The 20,060-nt window shown below is 63.5% G+C and carries 6 protein-coding genes and 2 pseudogenes (1 of these 8 running past the window's edge); 1 reads left to right on the top strand and 7 read right to left on the bottom strand.

All coding sequences use genetic code 11. From position 1 onward, the window contains the following. Nucleotides 1-23 precede the first annotated feature (23 nt). Genes HU715_RS07190 through HU715_RS07180 form a run of 3 tightly spaced genes read right to left on the bottom strand, consistent with a single transcriptional unit; the run spans nucleotide 24 to nucleotide 5,661 of the window. The gene (locus HU715_RS07190) at nucleotides 24-3,134 is read right to left on the bottom strand and encodes an efflux RND transporter permease subunit (RefSeq protein ID WP_186710334.1); all 3,111 of its coding nucleotides are present in this window, start codon (nucleotides 3,132-3,134) and stop codon (nucleotides 24-26) included. Then, entirely contained in the window at nucleotides 3,131-4,201 is a 1,071-nt protein-coding gene (locus HU715_RS07185; RefSeq protein ID WP_437182510.1) for an efflux RND transporter periplasmic adaptor subunit, read from the bottom strand. Before HU715_RS07185 ends, HU715_RS07190 begins: the two co-directional genes overlap by 4 nt. Nucleotides 4,202-4,230: 29 nt before the next feature. Next, complete coding sequence (locus HU715_RS07180) at nucleotides 4,231-5,661, bottom strand: efflux transporter outer membrane subunit (RefSeq protein ID WP_186710330.1); 1,431 nt, start codon at nucleotides 5,659-5,661, stop codon at nucleotides 4,231-4,233. A gap of 258 nt (nucleotides 5,662-5,919) precedes the next feature. Between HU715_RS07180 and HU715_RS07175 the strand changes: the two genes are divergently transcribed. Further along, nucleotides 5,920-7,260, top strand: a complete 1,341-nt coding sequence (locus tag HU715_RS07175; RefSeq protein WP_186710327.1) for a diaminobutyrate--2-oxoglutarate transaminase family protein — start codon at nucleotides 5,920-5,922, stop codon at nucleotides 7,258-7,260. 691 nt (nucleotides 7,261-7,951) lie between these two features. Here the strand turns inward: HU715_RS07175 and HU715_RS27625 are convergent. From HU715_RS27625 to HU715_RS07160, 4 genes and pseudogenes are all read right to left on the bottom strand, one after another. Further along, nucleotides 7,952-9,154: pseudogene (locus HU715_RS27625) on the bottom strand (ABC transporter permease); the annotation flags it as partial. 62 nt (nucleotides 9,155-9,216) lie between these two features. Then, nucleotides 9,217-9,913: pseudogene (locus tag HU715_RS27620) on the bottom strand (ABC transporter ATP-binding protein); the annotation flags it as partial. Nucleotides 9,914-9,915: 2 nt separating this feature from the next. Further along, nucleotides 9,916-11,067: a macrolide transporter subunit MacA gene (macA, locus tag HU715_RS07165; RefSeq protein ID WP_186710323.1), complete on the bottom strand. Its 1,152-nt coding sequence runs from the start codon at nucleotides 11,065-11,067 to the stop codon at nucleotides 9,916-9,918. Between the two features lie 78 nt (nucleotides 11,068-11,145). After that, nucleotides 11,146-20,060: the 3' end of a non-ribosomal peptide synthase/polyketide synthase gene (locus tag HU715_RS07160; RefSeq protein WP_217884311.1), read on the bottom strand. The gene runs 22,021 nt beyond the window's last position; the window shows 8,915 of its 30,936 coding nt (coding positions 22,022-30,936); the start codon falls outside the window, past its right edge — the gene reads right to left on this strand; it ends in the stop codon at nucleotides 11,146-11,148.

Below are 20,060 nucleotides of genomic sequence, written 5' to 3'. Positions count from 1 at the left end.
AACTCCCCCCAACGATTGCTCGCTCACTGACCGAGTCGAGTATTTGTTGGGGGAATATCGTTCCCTCCCTCCGCCGTACCGTCCTCCCTTGGCGATCGAGTGCAACGCTTCAGCCATTCCAACGCATCGTCCACGTAAGTGAAAATCACCGGTACCACCAGCAGGCTCAACAGTGTCGATGTCAACAAACCACCCATGACCACCACCGCCATCGGCTGTCTGAAGCTCGGGTCCTCGCCCATTCCCATTGCGGTCGGCAACATCCCGGCACCCATCGCAACGGTTGTCATCAGGATCGGGCGGGCACGTTTGTGGCAAGCATCCACCAACGCATCGTATCGACCCAGGCCGTAATCGCGGCGAGCCACGATGGCGTACTCCACCAACAGAATGGAGTTCTTGGTCACGATACCCATCAGCATCAACAAGCCAATGACCGATGGCAGGGAAAAACTGAAATTGCAGATCAGCAAGGCCAATAACGCGCCACCCAGCGAGAGCGGCAGTGCCGAAAGAATCGTGGCCGGTTGCAAGAAGTCGTGGAACAGCAACACCAGGACCGAGTAGATACAGAACACGCCAATGGCCATGGCCAGGCCGAAGCTGGCGAACAGTTCCGTCATCAACTGCAGTTCGCCCTGCTCCACCAGCTTCACTTCGGCTGGCAAGTTGCGCATCACTGGCAGTTGGCGGGCCTCGGCCATGACCTCACCCAGGTTGCGACCATTGAGTTCTACAGACAGGGTGACATTGCGCAGGCGGTCCAGCCGGCTGATTTGCGCCGGCCCGCTGCCCATGCTGATGTCCCCCAACGAGGCCAGGGCGACCTGGCCGTCTCGACCGGTTACTCGCAATTGACTGATCGCCTGCAAGTCGTCGCGCAACAGCGAATCCATGCGCACCCGCACGTCCACCTGGCGCTGGGACAAATTGATCTTGCCCAGTTGCGAGGAGTATTCGCCATAAGTCGCCATGCGCAAGGTATCGGCGATGTCTTGGCTGGTGATGCCCAGTTCCGCCGCCCGGGCAAAATCCGGTCGCATCTGGATTTCCGGTCGTTGCAAGGCGCTGCTTGACGAGACGTTGCCGATCCCGCGCAGCTCCCGTAACTGGGGCTCAAGGGCGCCTGCCGTGCGCTCCAGCAGATCGCCGTCATCACTGGCAAGGACGATATTGAGCTTCTCTCCGCTGCCATCGCCGCCAACGTTGATGCGCACGCCCGGGAGTGTGCGCAACACCTGGCGCATCTGCGCTTCCACCTCCACCTGCTTGCGCTCGCGTGCATCCCGGGGTGCAAGTTCCACCGTCAGGACCGCATCGCCAGCACCGGTGATATCGGCAGGGCTCGAGCCGGAACTGCTGGCGGTCCCCACAGAGCTGAACACATGCGTAACGTCAGGAAGCTCACGCAGCCGCTCGCTGGCCTGCAAGGCCATTGCGCTGGTGTGTTCCAGCGTCGTTCCTGGCGGCAACTCCAATGTGATTTTGCTACGGCCGGTGTCCTGGGCAGGCAGGAAACTGGTGGGCAGCAAGGGCACCAACGCCAGAGCTGCGACGAAGCACAGGCCGGCCAGAGCCATCGTTGTCTTGCGCCGAGTCAGGCTGAGGTGAATCCAGCCCAGGTAACGGGTCATCAAGGCGCTGTCATGGTCGGCTTCGTTCCTCGCCTTGAGGAAATAAGCCGCCATCATCGGGGTCAACAGCCGCGCCACCAGCAGTGAGAACAGCAGCGCAACCGACGCCGTCACACCAAACTGGCGGAACAGCTTCCCGGCGATCCCCCCCATGAACGCCGTGGGCAGGAACACCGCGACCAGGGTGACCGTCGTGGCGAGCACCGCCAGGCCGATTTCATCCGCGGCCTCGGTGGCGGCCTGGAGCGGGGTCTTGCCCATGCGCAAGTGCCGCGCGATGTTCTCGATCTCGACGATGGCATCGTCCACCAGCACACCGATGACCAACGCCAAGGCCAACAACGAAACGGAATTGAGGGTAAACCCGGCCAGGTACATCACGCCGAAAGTGGGGATGATCGACAGCGGCAGCGCCGTGGCGACGATGAGCGTGGCGCGCCAGTCCAGCAGGAACCACCAGACCACCAGCACCGCTAAAAGCATGCCTTCGTACAGCAAATTCATCGAGTCGTGATAGTTGGCGAGCACGGCCTTGACCGTGTCACTGACCTCAACGATCTGCACGTTGGGGTGCTGTTCCTCAAACGTGGCCATGGCCTGCCGCACGTCATTGGCGACGCCGACATCGGAGAATCCCAGGGAACGCGTGACCTGGAAACCGATCACCGGCCGGCCATCGCGAAACGCCCGCGAGCTACGTTCGGCATGGGTGTCACGAATGTCGGCCAACTGCCCCAGGGCAAGCAGGCGCCCGTCGCCACTGGGAATATCGATAGCGCCGAGGGCCGCCGGATCATCAATGGCGCCCAAGGTGCGCATGGCTTGCTGACCGCTGCCCAGGTTGCCCTGTCCACCGGAGTTGTCCTTCTGCATGGCCCGCAACTGGTTGGCGACGTCCGCGACGCGAATGCCCAGGCCCGCCATCAGCGCAGGGTCGAGATCGACCTGGACTTCCCGATCGACCCCGCCCGTACGCGCGATCATGGCCACCCCGGGCACCGCCAGCAGCTGTTTGCTCAACTCATTGTCGACGAACCAGGACAAGGCTTCTTCATCCAGGTTGTCGGAGTCGATGACATAGGTCAGCAACGCCGAGGCGCTGGTGGTCAGTCGGGCAACCGACGGTGTATCCAGGCTCGCCGGCAGTTGCGCCATGGCACTGTCGACCGCGTTGCGCACTTCGTTGAGCGCCTCGTTGCCATCCTTGTCGATATCAAAGCTAACGTTGATGTTGACTGCACCGTCGGTGATGGTCGTAGTCACGTGCTTGAGCAGGCGCAGGGACGTCAGCTTGTCCTCGATCTTGCGCGCCACTTCCGTTTCCAATTGCTCCGGGGCCGCGCCTTCCAGCGAGGCGCTGATCACCACCACCGGCAGGTCCATGTCCGGAAAGTCCTGGATGGCGAGTCTTTCAAAGCCCGCCAATCCAAAGAGCGTCAGCAGGATGAACAGCATGACGGCCGGGACCGGATGGCGGATCGACAAGGCTGAAATGTTCATGGCTGGGCGACCTGGGATTGAACGAGGGTCACGCTCGCGCCATCGTTGAGGAACGCACCGCCGGCACGCACGATGCGCGCAGGCTCATCGAGACCGCTGAGGATCTCCACGGCCTGATGCATGCGCCGGCCGACCACCACCGGCCGCTGGACCACATGCATGTCGTCATTGAGCGTGAACACATAGGAGCGCCCGTCCCGCAGGATAACGGCAGTGTCCGGCACCGTGACGGCCTCCCGCGGCGCCAGTTCGATCTGGCCACTGGCATACATGCCGGCCTGGGCGGCGCTGTCGGTTGGCAAGGAGACATAGATCAATCCCCGGCTGGTCTTGGTATTCAACGTAGGTGATACCAACCGCACCCGCCCTTCCAGGCTCTGGCCATCGGGCAATGTCATGCGGGCGACCTGGCCAGGCTGCACTTGGGCCAGTTGACGGGCATCCAGCTCGGCCTGCCATTCGATGCGGCTGTCGCGCACCATTCGAAACAGCTCGTCGCCAGCGGAGAGCACCTTGCCGAGCAGCGCCGTGCGCGCCGAAATGACGCCATCGTCGACGGCGACGATGCGCGTCTGTCCAAGCCGGATCCGCGTGCTCTGCAGTTCGGCGCGGGCACTGGCGAGATCAGCCTCGGCGAGCGCGACCTTGATGCGATAGTCTTCGCGTTGTTGTTCCGACAGCGCCCCGCCCTGTCCGACGACCCGGGCCCGACGATCATTGGAACGGGCCTGTTCCAGGTTGGCTTCGGCCTGGGCGAGGAGCGCCTTCTGTTTGTTTTCTTCGGCGATCACCGTTTCGCTGGCAAGCGTGGCCAGCAACTGACCTTTCTTTACCCGGCTGCCTACATCGGCCTCGATGCTGGCGATGCGCAGGTTACTGGTCTCGGCATTGATCACCGCTTCCTGCCAGGGTGCGAGCGCGCCAGTGGCAAACAACAATTGCGGCCAGACCTGGCGTTGCGCCTGGACGACTTCCACGCTCAAGCTGCTGACCCGGGGCGCGGCCTCGGCCGGCTCAGTGCCCCGGCGAAAATAGATCAACGCCACCACGAGCGCGCACACAACGATTGCCAACGCGTACTTTCCCGATCTCGACCTCACGCGCCGTCTCCGCTCAATGGGCGATTCCGCGCCAGCGGCTGGTCGGCTTGCCAGCCGCCTCCCAGCGCTTTGTACAGGGCAATCCAGTAGCGCACCTGATTCTGCTGCAAGGTGATCAATTCGATCTCGGCGGTCAGCGCCTGGCGGCGTGCGGTTTCCCGGTCCAGCAGGCTGACGTTGCCAGCCTGCCAACTGCGGTCGATGGCCTCGAAAGACTCCCGGAAACCGGCGGTGGAACGCTCTACATCCCACTCCCGGCGACGGGCCGCATCGAGACGCACCAACGCCTGCTCCACTTCCATCACACTGGTGCGCAAGGTCTGGCGGTAGACCGCGAGGGCTGCGTCATAGGAGGCCTTGGCCCCCTGCGCCGCCGCGCGACGCTTGCCACCGTCGAACAGCGGAATCGACAGTACCGGGCCCAATGACCAGGAGCGGTTGCGCTGGCCGACCATGGTGCCCACGGAAATCGTCCCGGAAAGACTCAAGCTCGGCAGGCGATCAGCCTGGGCGACGCCAATCTCGGCATTCGCCGCTGCCAGCTCGCGCTCACTGGAAGCGACGTCCGGGCGTTGACGCAGCAAGTCGGCCGGAATCTGCTGCACATTGAGTGCTGCCGGTTGCGGCAGTTGCGCCGGGGTGTGGCCGAGCACTTCCAGCAATCGACGTTCATCGCTGCCTGTCAGCGCCACCAGGCTCTTGAGCAGCACCTGGCATTCGCTCTGCTGTTGGACCAGGGTCGCGGCGCTGCTGGCGGCACTGGCATCGGCCAGCGCTGCGTCGGCGGAGGACGTGAAGCCCGCCCCGAACGACTGGTGCGTCATGCGTGCAGTGTCTTGTTGTGACTGGGCCTGGTCACGGTAGGCCAGTGCCAACTTCTGGCAGCCCCGGTATTGCACGTAGTAATCACCGACTTGGGCCGCCAGCGAAACCCGCGCGTCATGCCAGTCATCCACCCGTGCTTCGACGCGGGAGCTGGCCGCTTCATTGTTGCGGCGCAACTTGCCGAACAGATCGAGTTCCCAAGCGGCATCCATCGTGGCCGAAGAACCTGAGCCCCCCAGGCGTTCAGAACCGGTCTGCTGCCCGCCTCGACCACCGGACAACCTGCCATCGAACTTGGGCAAGGCATCGGCGGCGTCACTGTCGGCGGTCGCACGGGCCAGGGAAATATTGGCCCAGGCCTGGTCCATCGACGGGCTATCGGCTTCGGCCAGACGCAACAGTTCGGCCAACGCCGGGTCATCGAATTGCTGCCACCAGTCAGTCAACCCGGCCACGGACGCACCATGTGGCACCGGTGCCTGCCACTGGGCGGCAATCGGAACGTCTGGCACCCGATAGTCAGGGCCCAATACGCAACCACTCAAGGCCACCGCACACAGTGTCACCCACAATATTCTTCCTGGGGGCTTGATGGCAGGCATAGGGTTCTCAAAGGGCGTCAAAGGTGAAGACAGCAAGGCACCCGGCTCCGGCGCAACTCAGCGGTGTGGCAGGTATTTAACCCCGCGCCCGTTCCGATGTCTGGCGTGGAAATTGGGGACAGCTGCCGGCAGGAAAACTCGCGATAACGGCGGGGGCCTGTTGAAATGAGCTCGACTTGCCAAGTAATGGCTGCACTTGCTGTCGAGCAGCAACCGCCCCCGCTCGGTTCACTTTCCATAGCCAATGGATGATCGAATATGGAAGCACTCAATTACCTCGAAAACATCGAATCGAACGCACGTACCTATGCGCAGACTTTCCAGCGACTGTTCGTCAGCGGCAAAGGCATGCGTATCAAGGATGCCAGCGGCCAGGAGTTTCTCGATTGCCTGTCGAACGCCGGCACACTGGCCCTCGGACACAATCCACCCGAAGTCCGGGACGCGGTGATGCGCTTCCTCGCCAGCGATCATCTGCAGCAGGCATTGGACTTGGCCACGCCGGCCAAGCATGCGTTCGTGCAGGAACTGTTTTCGATGCTGCCGGCGCCAATGCGTGACACCAGCAAGATTCTCTTCTGCGGGCCCAGCGGTTCGGATGCGGTCGAGGCCGCCATCAAGTTGGCACGCCACTACACCAAGCGCTCGCCCTTGATGGCGTTCCACGGCGGCTACCATGGCATGACGGCCGGCGCATTGTCGGCGATGGGCAAGCTGTCGCCCAAATCCGGCGATGGCTTGATCGCCCAAGGCACGCACTTCCTGCCCTTTCCCTATCGGTTTCGATGCCCGTTCGGCACCCATGGCGAGCACACCGATCAACTGTCCATCGACTACATCCGCACCGTCCTCTCAGACCCCGAAGGCGGCGTCGCCAAGCCGGCGGCGGTCATCGTCGAGGTGGTGCAAGGCGAAGGCGGTTGCATCCCGGCCTCGGCCAACTGGCTGCGGGCCCTGCGGGAAATCACTCTGGAGCAGGAGATCTTGCTGATCGTCGACGAAGTCCAGACCGGCCTGGGGCGCACCGGCAGCACCTTCGCCATCGAGCACGCCGGCATCGTCCCCGACATCCTGGTGCTGTCCAAAGCCATCGGCGGTGGCTACCCCTTGGCGGTGATCGTGTATGCCGAACATCTGGATACCTGGGGGCCTGGCATGCATGCGGGGACCTTCCGCGGCAATCAGGTGGCGATGGTTGCCGGCGCCGCCACCATGCAGCAAATCCGCAGAGACCATCTCGTCGCCCATGCCGCGCGAATGGGTGAGCGGCTGGAGAGCGGCCTGCAGGACATCGCTCGGCGTTGTCCATTCATCGGCGACATCCGTGGGCGCGGGTTGATGATCGGCGTGGAAATCACCCAGCCGGCAGACAACCAGCGCGCCGGCCAGGCTGACGGCGCACGTGCACACGCCATCAAGCTCAACTGCTTCGACAATGGCTTGATGATGGAAACCGGCGGGCGCCATGGCGCAGTGCTCCGGTTCCTTCCGCCCCTGACCATCACCGAGACCGAGGTCGGCATGGTGCTGGACCGCTTCGAACAGGCGGTGAGGAAGGTTGGCGAAACACGCCCCCATGCAGCACGCGTGACGGTATAAGGCGCCAGGCACAATTCCTGTGGCGAGGGAGCTTGCTCCCGCTGGGTCGCGAAGCGGCCCCAACACGGTCGACTCCATCAACCAGACGGACCGAGCTGCCAGGGTTTAGGGCCGCTTCGCAGCCCAGCGGGAGCAAGCTCCCTCGCCACAGGTTCCATGTCTGGCTTCAGGTTCCATGCCTGGCCTCACGCTCCATGTCTGGCTTCAAGCTTGACCATCACCGAGACCGAGGTCGGCATGGTACTTGACCGCTTCAAACAGGCGGTGAGGAAGGTTGGCGAAACACGCCCCCCATGCAGCACGCGTGACGGTATAAGGCGCCAGGCACAATTCTTGTGGCGAGGGAGCTTGCTCCCGCTGGGTCGCGAAGCGGCCCCAACACGGTCGACTCCATCAACCAGACGGACCGAGCTGCCAGGGTTTAGGGCCGCTTCGCAGCCCAGCGGGAGCAAGCTCCCTCGCCACAGGTTCCATGTCTGGCTTCAGGTTCCATGTCTGGCTTCAGGTTCCATGTCTGGCCTCAGGTTCCATGTCTGGCCACAGGTTCCATGTCTGGCCACAGGTTCTATGTCTGGCCACAGGTTCCATGTCTGGCCACAGGTTCCATGTCTGGCTTCAGGTTCCATGTTTGGCCTCAGGTTCCATGTCTGGCCTCAGGTTCCATGCCTGGGTTCGAGCCCGGCAGCCCGGCTCAATCCCGCGCCAATGCATTGATCGGATCGAGCCGCGCGGCGTTACGCGCGGGCACGAAGCCGAACACGATGCCGATCAGGGTCGAACAGACGACCGCGGTGACGATCGATCCCATCGAGAACACCATCTGCCATTCCTTGACGAAGATCGAAAAGACATAGCCGATACCAAACGACAGCGCGATGCCAATGGTGCCGCCTATCAGGCACACCATCACCGCCTCCACCAGGAACTGCTGGCGGATGTCGGACTGGCGCGCGCCAACGGCCATGCGGATACCGATCTCACGGGTTCGTTCGGTCACCGAGACCAGCATGATGTTCATCACACCGATGCCACCGACCACCAGCGAGATGATCGCAATCAGCGAGAGCAGCAGCGCCAGGGACTGGCTGGTCTTCTGCACCGTCTGCAGCACGCTGTCGAGGTTGTAGGTGAAGAAGTCCTTGAGGCCATGGCGTTGGGTCAGGAGCTTGACCACATTGTCTTCCACGACTTTGCTCGGTTGCCCGTCCTTTATTCGCACCGTGATGCTGTCCAGGAACCGCTGGCCCAGTAACCGGCCGGCCGCCGTTTCATAGGGCATCCATACGTTCAGGCTCTTGGAGGTGTTGAAGACGCTCTTGCGGTCTTCGGTCACGCCGATGACCGTGCAAGGCAGGTTATCGATGAGGATCACCTTGCCCAGCGGATCGGTGTTCGGGCCAAACAATCGCTGGCGGGTATTGTGGTCGATCACCACCACTTGTGACTGTCGCCGGGCATCGTCCTTGCTGAACGCGACACCGGAGCCGATCTTGATCCCGCGAACCTGGAAATAGCTATCGCTGACACCGTTGACGGTCGCGTTGACGTCGATGTTTTCATAGCGCAATAGCAGATTACGGCCAACGTTGGGGGTCGCGCTGTCGATGTAATACTGGTCGCCCAGGGCCGTGACGTCGGACAGCACCAGGGTTTCGATCGCGGTTGAGCGACTGTCCCCCCAATCGGCCCCGGGCATGATCTCGATCGTATTGCTGCCAATCGCCTGGATGTCCTTCAGGACATACGCCTTGACCCCTTCGCCGATGGCCACGATCGAGACCACCGAGGTGATGCCGATGATGATGCCCAACATCGTCAGCAGGGTGCGCATGCGATGGGACACCAGCGCCACCCAGGCCATGTTGAACGCTTCGCTGAACAGCCCGAAGCGGGCGAGCAGGCCGTTCGCCGGCTTGACCTTGGCCGGGCGTGTGCCTTGTGGCGACAGGTCCTCCAGCGGTTGCTGCGGATTGGGTCGATCGCTGACGATCTCGCCGTCGCGGATCTCGATGATGCGCTGGGCATGGGCAGCCACCTTTTCATCGTGGGTCACGATGATGACCGTGTGCCCCGCCCGGTTGAGCTCCAGCAGGATCTTCATCACCTCCTTGCCGCTGGTGGTGTCCAACGCACCGGTGGGTTCGTCCGCCAGGATGATGTCACCGCCGTTCATCAGGGCCCTGGCGATACTCACCCGTTGCTGCTGGCCACCCGAGAGCTGGCTGGGCCGATTGCTCAGGTGCCCCACCAACCCCAGGCGTTTCAACAGTTCCCCGGCACGGCTGTGCCGTTGCGATTCGCCCGCGCCGGCATAAATCGCCGGCATCTCGACGTTGTGCAAGGCACTCAGGTGCGGCAGCAAATGGTAGCGCTGGAAAATGAAACCGAAGTGATCCCGACGCAACACCGCCAGTTCACGGTCGTTCATCGAACCGGTTTCGCGCCCATCCACCTTGTAGCTTCCGGCGCTCGGATGGTCGAGGCAGCCAAGCACGTTCATCAAGGTCGACTTGCCGGAGCCGGACGCCCCGGTGATCGCAACCACCTCGCCGGCATTGATCGTCAGGTTGATGTCCTTGAGGGCGATGAAGGCCTTTTCGCCGGCCTGGAAGCTGCGGGTGATGCCCTTGAGTTCCAGCAATGGTTGGGTCATGGTCAGGCTCCCGCCACGGCCGGGGTCGGCTCGCCGATAACGACCTTGTCACCTTCGGCCAGGCCATCCTTGATCTCGGCCCGGACGTTGTTGTTGATGCCCATGCGCACGTTACGCGGCTGGGCCTTGCCTTCGGCATCCAGCACACGGACCACGAAGCTGCCGTCCTGGTTTTTCGCACCCAGGGCAGCGACGGGAACCGTCAACACGTCCTTGGCTTTGTCGAGGACGATACGGACCTGGGCCGTCATGGAAATGCGCAGGCGATGGTCAGGGTTCGGCACATCGAAGAGGCTGTTGTAGAACACCGCGGTATTTTGCTTCGGCGTCCCGGCGTTCTGGGTTTCGAGGAAGTTCTGCGGCGCCGGCTCAGTGCCGCGCAGCTTGGCGTAATAACGCTTTTCCGACTCGCCCAGGATGGTGAAATACACCTCTTGGCCAGGCACGATGTGGATCACGTCGGCTTCCGACACCTGCGCCTTGACCGTCATGGTGTCGAGGTCGGCGAGCTTGAGCAGGACCGGCGCCAGTTGCTCGGCAATCACGGTCTGGCCTTCCTGCGTGACGATCCCCACCACGTAGCCATCGATCGGCGCGACGATGTGGGTGTAGGCCAGGTTGACCCGCGCGGTTTCCACTTGGATGCGGGCGTCCTTGATCTGCGCATTGAGGGAGAGCAGGTTCGCCTCTTCCACCCTGTAGTTGGACTCGGCGGTCTCGTATTCCTGCTTGGAGATCGCGTCGTCCGGTTGCAGTTTCTTGTAGCGATCATAGGTGGCCTTGGCGTCCTTGAGTTGCGCCGCCGTGGCCTGCCGCTTGGCCACCAGGTTCTCCTCGTTGACCAGGGCCTGGCGCAAGGAGTTCTGCGCCAGCATCGGGTCGATTTCCGCCAGCCATTGGCCCTTCTTGACCTTGTCGCCCAACTTGACCTTGAGCGACTTCAGTTGGCCCGACACCTGGGCACCGACATCGACCTGCTTGACGCCCTGGAGCGTGCCGGAGGCCAGCACCGCGTTTTCGATGTCCGTGCGTTCGACCATGGCGGTCAGGTACTCCGGCGGTTTGCCCGGCGATTGCGCGCTGTAGAAAACCAGACCGGCCACCACGACCAGGACGAGCACGATAGCGATTTTGCGAAACTTCGACTTTTCCATAAATAACCATGAGTGCGTTGATTTCAGGCCCGGCCAGCGTGGCGCCGGGTTCCATGGATGTGCGTCAAGGAAGAGCCGTCATACGTAATCACTGGCGGCCTCCTCGTCGAGCATGGGCAGGCCGTCGTGCCACCAGGCTGCCAGGTTGTGTACGTGGGGGGCCTTGAGGATCGTGAAGTGGTTGCCCGGACCGTACCAGATGCTGAGGTCAGGGATATGCTTGCGCCATCCTTCGATCATTTGCTCCTGTTCGCGTTTATTGCCGGCTGTGTCCAGGGTTGGATCATTGGCCAGCACCAACCGCACAGGCCCGGTGTAGCGGTGTTGCGGTTGATAGACCGTGCGCAGGGCCGTACCGAAGGCCCGCGCCGGACCGCGCATGGCATCCACCGCCGAGCGCTGCGGCAACATGCCGGCCCGAACCATGCCGGCATGCAGCAAGCGCATCTGCGCGGTATCGTCCTGGGTACCGAAGACCGTGGCATCGATGCCCAAGGACTTGCCGGACGCCAACTGCATCGCCTCGATCAGCCGATTCAGCACCCCCGTCGCGGTGTAGGGCTTGCCCACCACGCCGTTGCCGCCCGGCGATTCACTATCGATCAGCGTCAACGAGGCCACCTTGCGACCCCGGGCATTCAGGCGGGCCGCCATCTCGAACACGATCCACCCACCGAAGGAATGGCCGAGCAGATGCACCGGCCCCTCCGGTTGTACCTTGTCGATCGCGTCGAGGTACGCCTGGGCGGCGGTTTCCACGAGACTGAAAGGCTCGGTGCTGCCGTCCAGTCCACGGTGTTGCAACCCATGGATAGGCCATTCCGGACCGAACGCGTCGGTCAGCCCGATAAAACCGGTCACGCTGTCGCCAGCCCCCGGCACGCAGAAGATCGGCGCCCGGTCGGCACGTCCGCCCTGGATCGTCAGCAGTGGCTGGTAACGGCTCCTCGGCGCAGGCGTTGGTCGTGCCGCGACGGTGCCCAGCGCGTCGCTGATGGCTAGGCCCAATGCCTTGATCTGTGGGGCTTGCATCATCGTCTGGTGGTTGCCCGGGACCTTGACGCAGTGCATTTGCGTCGTGGGCAGGACAGCGTCCCAGCCCAGGTAGCCGGAATGCTCGGGCGCATCGTCCTGGCGTTCCTCGGCTATCAACAGGTGCACCGGTACGGAGATCGGATACACCAGGTAATGGGCCAGGGCATGACCGTGGGCCACCTCGCGATCCAGGTACTGCCAGAGCTGGGCCGCGCTGTAGCCGGCCAGCTCAGGGGGCAGCAGGCCTTCGTCGCCACACAGTTGCACCAGGTCTTCAAATGCGAAATCGTTCAATCGGGTCTGCAGATGGACCAGTTTTTCGAGCACCGACGCCAGGTCAGCCTCAGCCAATATGCCGGCCTTCCAGAACACTTCGCAGCGGTCCAGTAAATGCCGAGCGTGGGCTTCACCCAATGACCAGCGCTCCCGGCCCTGATCCACCAATCGTGGCAGGTAGCTGTCGATCAGGCCGACAAACTCGACCTCTTCATCCAGGCCAATTAGCTGGATGGCGATCTCGTAGGCCAACACGCCACCGAACGACCAACCGGCCAAGCGATAAGGGCCCTGGGGCTGGACCGAGCGGATGACCCCCACCAGCCGCGAGGCCAGGCATTCCATCGTCTGCAACTGCGGCTCGCCCCACGGGATGGCAGGCAGGCCATAGACCGGAATATCTGGATCGATGTGCTTGCCCAGCATCGGGAAGTAAAGATCCAGGCCGCTGAACTCGTGCACCAGGAACAGCGGGTTCTGCTGGCCGGTGGTGCGCACCGGTACAAAAGCCTCCTGCACTTGGACTTCGGTGCCGCGGGTCTGCAGCAACAACGCCATGGACGCGACGCTTTCGTGCTGGAACAGCTCGGCCAGCGATACCGTCAGGTTGGCTTGGGCCAGCAGCCCCAGCAAACGGACCGCCAGCAACGAATGCCCGCCCAGTTCGAAGAAATTGTCGTGGCGGCCGACCTGTTGCAGGCCCAGCACGTCTTGCCAGATCTGCGCGAGCACGGTTTCGATCTCACCTTGCGGGGCCTCGTAGACACGGCTGAAGACAGAGGCCTGGTCCGGTGTTGGCAAGGCCTTGCGGTCGAGCTTGCCGTTGGCGGTCAACGGCAAGGCATCGAGTCGCACGTAGGCCGCTGGCACCATGTAATCCGGCAATTGCCCCTGCAAATGAGTACGCAGGGTCTCGATGTGCGGCGCAACGTCCAGGTCCCGTGGCGTGAAGTAAGCCACCAGGCGTTTCTCGCCCGGGACGTCTTCGCGCACCAGCACCACGGCGTCCTTGACCGCGTCATGCTGGGCCAACCGGGCTTCGATCTCGCCCAGTTCGATACGGAAACCACGGATCTTCACTTGGTCGTCGTTACGACCGAGGTAATCCACCGTGCCGTCCGCGCGCCAGCGGGCCAGGTCGCCGGTGCGGTACAACAACGCATCCGGATCGGCACTGAACGGATCGGTGACGAACTTTTCGGCGGTCAGCTCAGGGCGATTCAGATACCCTTTCGCCACGCCGTCACCGCCAATGTACAACTCGCCGGTCACGCCGATGGGCACTGGCTGACGATTAACGTCCAGCACATAGACGCGGGTGTTACCAATCGGACGGCCAATCGGGATACCGCCTTCGCCCACCTGTTCGATTTCGTAGGTGGTGGTGAAGGTGGTGGCTTCGGTCGGGCCGTAGCCGTTGAGCAGGTGCAGCGGCGCACCTTCTTTCAGGACGCGGCCGATCACTGTCGGGTCGAGTACATCGCCACCGACAATCAGGTAGCGCAGTTGAGCGAACACTGACAGCAGTCCGGCGGCGTATTGATGGAACAGACCGGCGGTCATCCACAGCACGCTCACCGATTGCTCAAGCAACAACGCTTGGAAATCCGCCTGGGACAACAGCACGTCCTGGTCAACCACCACCACGCAACCGCCATTGAGCAATGGCGCCCAGACGTCGAGAGTACTGGCGTCGAAGGCCGGGTTTGAGGCGAAAGCGACCCGATCCTCGGCGTTGAAATCGGCGTAACCGTTATTGATCACCAGTCGGCTGATCGCCCGATGTGGCACCAGCACGCCTTTCGGTGTGCCAGTGGAACCGGAGGTGTACATGATGTAGGCCACCGATTCGCTGCTTTGCACCAGGTCGAGGTTATCAGCGGCCTCGTCGAAGACCAGCGTATCCAGATCCACCCGTAGCGATGCTTCAGGCGCTAGCACGGTGCTCGACGTCAGCACGACTTGCGCCCCGCTGTCCTGCACCATGAATTGCTGACGCTCCAACGGCGCGCTGACATCCAGCGGTACATAGGCGCTGGCACACTTGAGGATCGCCAATTGGCTGACCAGCAGCTCAATGGAACGCTCCAGGGCAATCGCCACCCGATCGCCCGGTTGCACACCCAGGCCGACCAGGTGACGGGCCAGGCCATTGGCCCGGTGGTTCAACTCGGCGTAGCTCAGGCTGTGGGCGTCATGCACGACCGCAATGGCTTGCGGACGCTCCTTGGCCTGCGCCTCGAACAGGCCATGGACGGTCCTGTCCTGGGGATAGCGGCGAGTGGTGGCGTTGAAATCCACCAGTAAGTGGCGACGCTCGGCCGACGGCAGGATCGACACGCGGTTCAACGGTGTCTGCGGCATCTGTTCCAGCGCCTCGACCAGATGCTCCAAGGCGATGTTCATGTAGACACACATCCGCTGCGCACCGATCCGAGGCACCGCCAGGGCAGACACATAAAAACCTTCGCCCAGGTCATCCACCGACAAGGTCAGCGGGTAATTGGTGCGCTCTTCACTGCCCAGGGCCTCGATGCCCTCCCAGGCGGCAAACGCTTCGCTCGACGCCGTGCCCATTGCGCTGTGCCGGTAATTGAGCAAGGCGCTGAACAACGGCAGCGGCGCGGCGACACCGCTGCAACGCTGGGCCAGGGACAGCGAGGCGTGCTCGTGCCCCAGCAGACCGGTCAAACGCCCGTGGGTGGCTTTCACCCCGTCACGCACGCCTCGGGTATCGACATCCACCCGCAATGGCAGGGTGTTGATGAACATGCCCAGTGCCCGGTCGGCGCCCTCGCCGCCCTGCATCCGGCCCATCAACACCGTGCCAAAGACCACATCCTGTCTTCCGGACACTTTGCTCAGGACTTGCGCCCACGCCAAGTGATGCAGGCTCGCGGCGCTCACCCCCAACTGACGGGCCTGGGCCCGCAGGCGCCGGCTGAGGTCGGCGGCGAGGTTGAGTCCGGCCGCTTCGATATCGCTGCCGTCGCCACGGACATCCAGCAAGCCGAACGGCAACGTGGGTTCCTCGATGTCGCCGAGCATGTCGCGGAAGAACCCTTCATGTTCCTCACGGCTCACGCCCAAGTGGGCCTGGGCCACGTAGTTGCGGAACGGCACCGCTGCGCCCAATTGGCTAGCATGGCCTAGCAGGTGCGCTTGCATCTCGTGTTGCACCACTTCCAGCGCCGTGTGGTCAAGGGCCATGTGGTGGAACAACAGCATGGCGATCCACCGCTGGTTGGCGGCGTCATGGCTGAACACCAGGCGCATCAACGGAGCCTGGCGTACATCGAGGCGCAGGTGCCGCCGGTCGAAGCGTTCGAGCAGTTGCGTGGCGACGTCGTGGCTCGGCTCGAAAACGCACTCGTCCAGAATCAATTGCGCCTGGCGAACGACCACCTGCACCGGCTCGCGCAAGCCTTCCCAGAGCACGGCGGTGCGCAAGATATCGTGTCGGTCGATGACGCCTTGCAACGCGTCGACAAAGGCATCCAGCCGGGCGCGATCCTTGAAGTTGAAGCTGGCCTGCTGCACGTAGAGATCACCCTGCTGCGAAGCCAGGTGGTGATAGAGGATTCCTTCTTGCAACGGCGCCAGGGCATAGATGTCCTGGACATTGCTCACACCGCCCGGCACCGTCGCGACAATCTGCTCGATCTCCTCCTGGGTCAGATCGGCCAGCGGCAGCATGTTCGGTGTGATGCGTGTGCAACCGGGGCTAATACCGTTGACCGGCACCACGACCTCCGTCGCGCCACCGACGGCCGCCGCCAATGCCGCCAGCGTCGGCTGGCCAAACAGCACGCGTACATCGGCGCTCAGGCCCAGTTGGCGCATGCGTTCGATCAGCGTGACCGCCAGCAGCGAGTGGCCGCCCAGTTCGAAGAAGTGGTCGTGACGCCCCACCCGCTCAATCTGGAGCAACTCGGCCCACAATTGCGCCAGGGTCGTTTCGACGGTCCCCTGGGGTGCGGCGTAATCGCGGGTAATCACCGCGTCCAGGTCCGGTGCCGGCAGCGCCTTGCGGTCGAGTTTACCGTTGGGGGTCAGCGGCAGTGCGTCGAGCCGGATGTAGGCGGTTGGCACCATGTATTCCGGCAGTTGCTCCAGTAGATGAGCCCGCAGGACTTCGATGTCGGCGAAAGCTTCTGGCGCATGATGGGTGAAATAGGCGACCAGGCGTTTTTCCCCCGGTACATCTTCACGGGCCAGCACCACGGCTTCCTTCACCGCCTCATGCTGCGCCAGCCGCCCTTCGATCTCGCCCAGTTCGATGCGAAAACCCCGGATCTTCACCTGGTCATCGTTGCGACCCAAATACTCGATATTGCCGTCCGCCAGGTAACGACCCAGGTCACCGGTACGGTACATCCGGGCATTCGTCGCGGTGCTGAACGGATCCCCCAGGAAACGCTCGACGGTCAACTCCGGACGGTTCAGGTAACCCCGCGCCACCTGCACCCCGCCGATGTAAATCTCCCCGGCCACGCCCAGGGGCGCCGGTTGTCGATGGGCATCGAGCAGGTAGATCCGCGTGTTGGCAATCGGCTTGCCGATGGGCGTGCTGTCCGGGGTGTCTGCCCCCGTGCAGTCCCACGCCGTCACATCCACCGCCGCTTCGGTCGGGCCGTACAGGTTGTACAGGCCAACGTGCGGCAGCTGCGCCTTGAAGCGCCGCACCAGATGCCCCGGCAACGCCTCGCCGCTGCATATCACCCGCACCAAGCCTTCGCACTGGCCCGCTTCGCCATGGGCCAGGAACACATCGAGCATCGACGGCACGAAGTGCAGCGTGGTGATGCCTTGGGCCTGGATCACTTCGCGCAGGTACGCCGGGTCGCGATGCCCGCCCGGACGGGCCATCACCAGCCGCGCGCCGCTGAACAGCGGCCAGAAGAACTCCCACACCGACACGTCGAAGCTGAACGGGGTCTTTTGCAGCACCGCGTCTGTGGCGCTCAAGCCGTATTCGTCCTGCATCCACAGCAGGCGATTGACCACCGCGCCGTGCTCGTTCATCACGCCCTTGGGCATGCCGGTGGAACCGGAGGTGTAGATGACATAGGCCAGGTGATGGGCGTGCAAGCCTTCGACTTGCGGATTATGGGTTGGCTGCGTCGAGAACCCTTGCGCCTCATCCAGCAGCAGGGTCCGCGCCTGGGTCGCCGGCAGGCTGACCTGCAACGCGCGCTGGGTCAGCACCACCATGGGCGCGCTGTTTTCCAGCATGTAGGCCAGGCGCTCATGCGGATAATCCGGGTCCAGCGGCACATACGCCGCGCCGGCCTTGAGAATCCCCAGCAGGCCCGCGACCATGTCCAGGCTGCGATCGGCACAGATCGCCACGCGGTCATCCGGGCGAATGCCCAGTTCCAGCAGGCGATGGGCAATCTGGTTGGCGCGTGCATTGAGTTGCGCGTAGCTCAGCTGCGCCTCGCCAGCCACCACCGCCACAGCGTCCGGGCAGGCGGCGACCCGCGCCTCGAACAGGCCGTGCAGGGTCAGGCCCTGCGGATAATCGACCGCCGTGCTGTTGAGCGTTTCCAGCAGATGCTGGCGCTCGGTGTCAGCCAGCAGCGGAATCTGCGCCACCAGGGTCTGCTCATCAGCCACCATGGCCCGCAGCACGCCCTCCAGGTAACCGAGGTAGCGCTCCGCCGTGGCAGGGTCGAACAGCGCCGTGGCGTATTCCAGCGAACCGAACAGGCGCCCATCGATCAGGGCCATGTCCAGCAACACGTCGAACTTCGCGGTGCGGCTGGTCACGCCCAGCCCTTGCAGCGACATATCGCCCAGTTCCAACCCCGTGGCTTCGCTGTTCTGCCAGGACAGCATGGCCTGGAACACCGGGCTATGGGACAGGCTGCGCAAGGGCCGGACCACTTCCACCACCTGCTCGAACGGCAGGTCCTGGTGCGCCTGGGCGTCCAGGGTCCGAGCCTTCACGTGTTGCAACAAGGCTTGCACTGTCAGTCCGTCCGCCACATCGACGCGCAGCGCCAGCGTGTTGACGAACAGGCCGATCAAACTCTCGACTTCCGCTTGCATGCGGTTCGCCACCGGCGTGCCGATGACCACGTCGTGCTGGCCGGACAGGCGACTGAGCACCGTGGCCCAGGCGGCCATGACTGTCATGAACAAGGTGGCGCCATGGCGTTGGCTCAACGCCTGGAGGCCTTGGGTCAGGGTTTCGTCGAGGACGATCCCCACCGCCGCGCCGGCGTGATCTTGCTGCGCGGGCCGTGGCCGATCGGTGGGCAACGTCAACAAGGCTGGTGCGTCGGCCAGGGTCTGCCGCCAGAAATGTTCCTGTTCGGCCAGGACCTCCCCGGTGAGCCAGCGCCGCTGCCAAAGGGCATAGTCGGCGTACTGAATCGGCAACACCGGCAATGGATCGTCCTGCCCCTGACGGAACGCTGCGTACAGCACGCCCAATTCATGGGTCAGCAGATCGGCGGACCAGCCATCGGAGACGATATGGTGCAGGGTCACCAACAGCGCGTGATCATCCTCTGCCATCCGCACCAGTCGGCCGCGTACCAGCGGGCCGTGGGCCAGGTCGAAGGCCTGGCGAGCCTCCTCCTCGGCCAGGGCCAGCAGCTCGGTTTCGGCGTCCGCGTGCCCTGCCAAGGCCTGCAACCGCAACGCAAAACCGACATCGGCCGGGGCAATGCGCTGTTCCACGTCCGGCCCCTGCGCCTGTACAAACGTGGTACGCAAGGCCTCGTGGCGGGCGACGATACGATCCAGTGCGCGGGTGAGCGCCGACCTATCCAGCGCGCCACGCAGGCGCAGGCCAGTGGGGATGTGATACGCCGCACTGGTGCCGTCCAGTTGCGCCAGGAACCAAAGGCGCTGCTGGGCGAACGACAACGGCAACGCCTGCTCGCGGGACACCGGCACGATACCGGGCCGGGTGCTGCGCGCCGCCTGGGAAAGCACCTGGGCCAGCGCGCTCAATTGCGGTTGGGCAAAGACATCGCTCAGGTTCAGCTCCATGCCCAATTGCGCGCGCACCTGGGCGATCAAGCGCATGACCAACAAGGAATGGCCCCCCAGTTCGAAGAAGTGATCGTGACGGCCCACCGACTCGACCTTGAGCAGGGTCTGCCAGATCTGCGCCAGGACGATTTCCGTGTGGCCTTGCGGCGCTTCATGGGTGCGGCTGGCGTACGCCTCGGCATCGGGCATCGGCAAGGCCTGGCGGTCGAGCTTGCGGTTCGGCGTCAGCGGCAGCGCGGTCAAACTGACGAACGCGCCGGGCAGCATGTATTCGGCCAATTGCGTCGACAACTGCGCACGCAAGGTCGCCGCTTCCAGGCGCGTCCCGGCCTGCGGCACCACATAGGCCACCAAGCGTTTGTCGCCCGGGGTGTCTTCGCGCACGATCACCGCCGCCTCCCTGACCCCGGCACAGTCGCCCAGCCGGGCCTCGATCTCGCCCAGTTCGATACGGAAACCCCGCACCTTGACCTGGAAGTCGTTACGGCCCAGGTATTCAAGGCGTCCGTCCGGACGATAACGGGCCAGGTCACCGGTCTTGTACATGCGCGCATCGGGCTGGTCGCTGAACGGGTCGGCCAGGAAGCGTTCGGCGTTGATGGCGTCCAGGTTCAGGTAACCACGCGCCACACCATCGCCACCGATGAAGATTTCCCCCGCGACCCCGAACGGCA

Origin of the sequence: Pseudomonas zanjanensis, assembly GCF_014268745.2 — a bacterium.
Lineage (GTDB): Bacteria > Pseudomonadota > Gammaproteobacteria > Pseudomonadales > Pseudomonadaceae > Aquipseudomonas > Aquipseudomonas zanjanensis.
Note: the sequence above shows the minus strand (reverse complement) of the source record. Positions and strands in the feature narration are given on the sequence as shown.

What these genes read in the sequence shown, in the direction of transcription:
- macA (WP_186710323.1), bottom strand. Translation starts at nt 11,067, where the DNA reads ATGGAAAAGTCGAAGTTTCGCAAAATCGCTATCGTGCTCGTCCTGGTC.
- HU715_RS07190 (WP_186710334.1), bottom strand. Translation starts at nt 3,134, where the DNA reads ATGAACATTTCAGCCTTGTCGATCCGCCATCCGGTCCCGGCCGTCATG.
- HU715_RS07180 (WP_186710330.1), bottom strand. Translation starts at nt 5,661, where the DNA reads ATGCCTGCCATCAAGCCCCCAGGAAGAATATTGTGGGTGACACTGTGT.
- HU715_RS07175 (WP_186710327.1), top strand. Translation starts at nt 5,920, where the DNA reads ATGGAAGCACTCAATTACCTCGAAAACATCGAATCGAACGCACGTACC.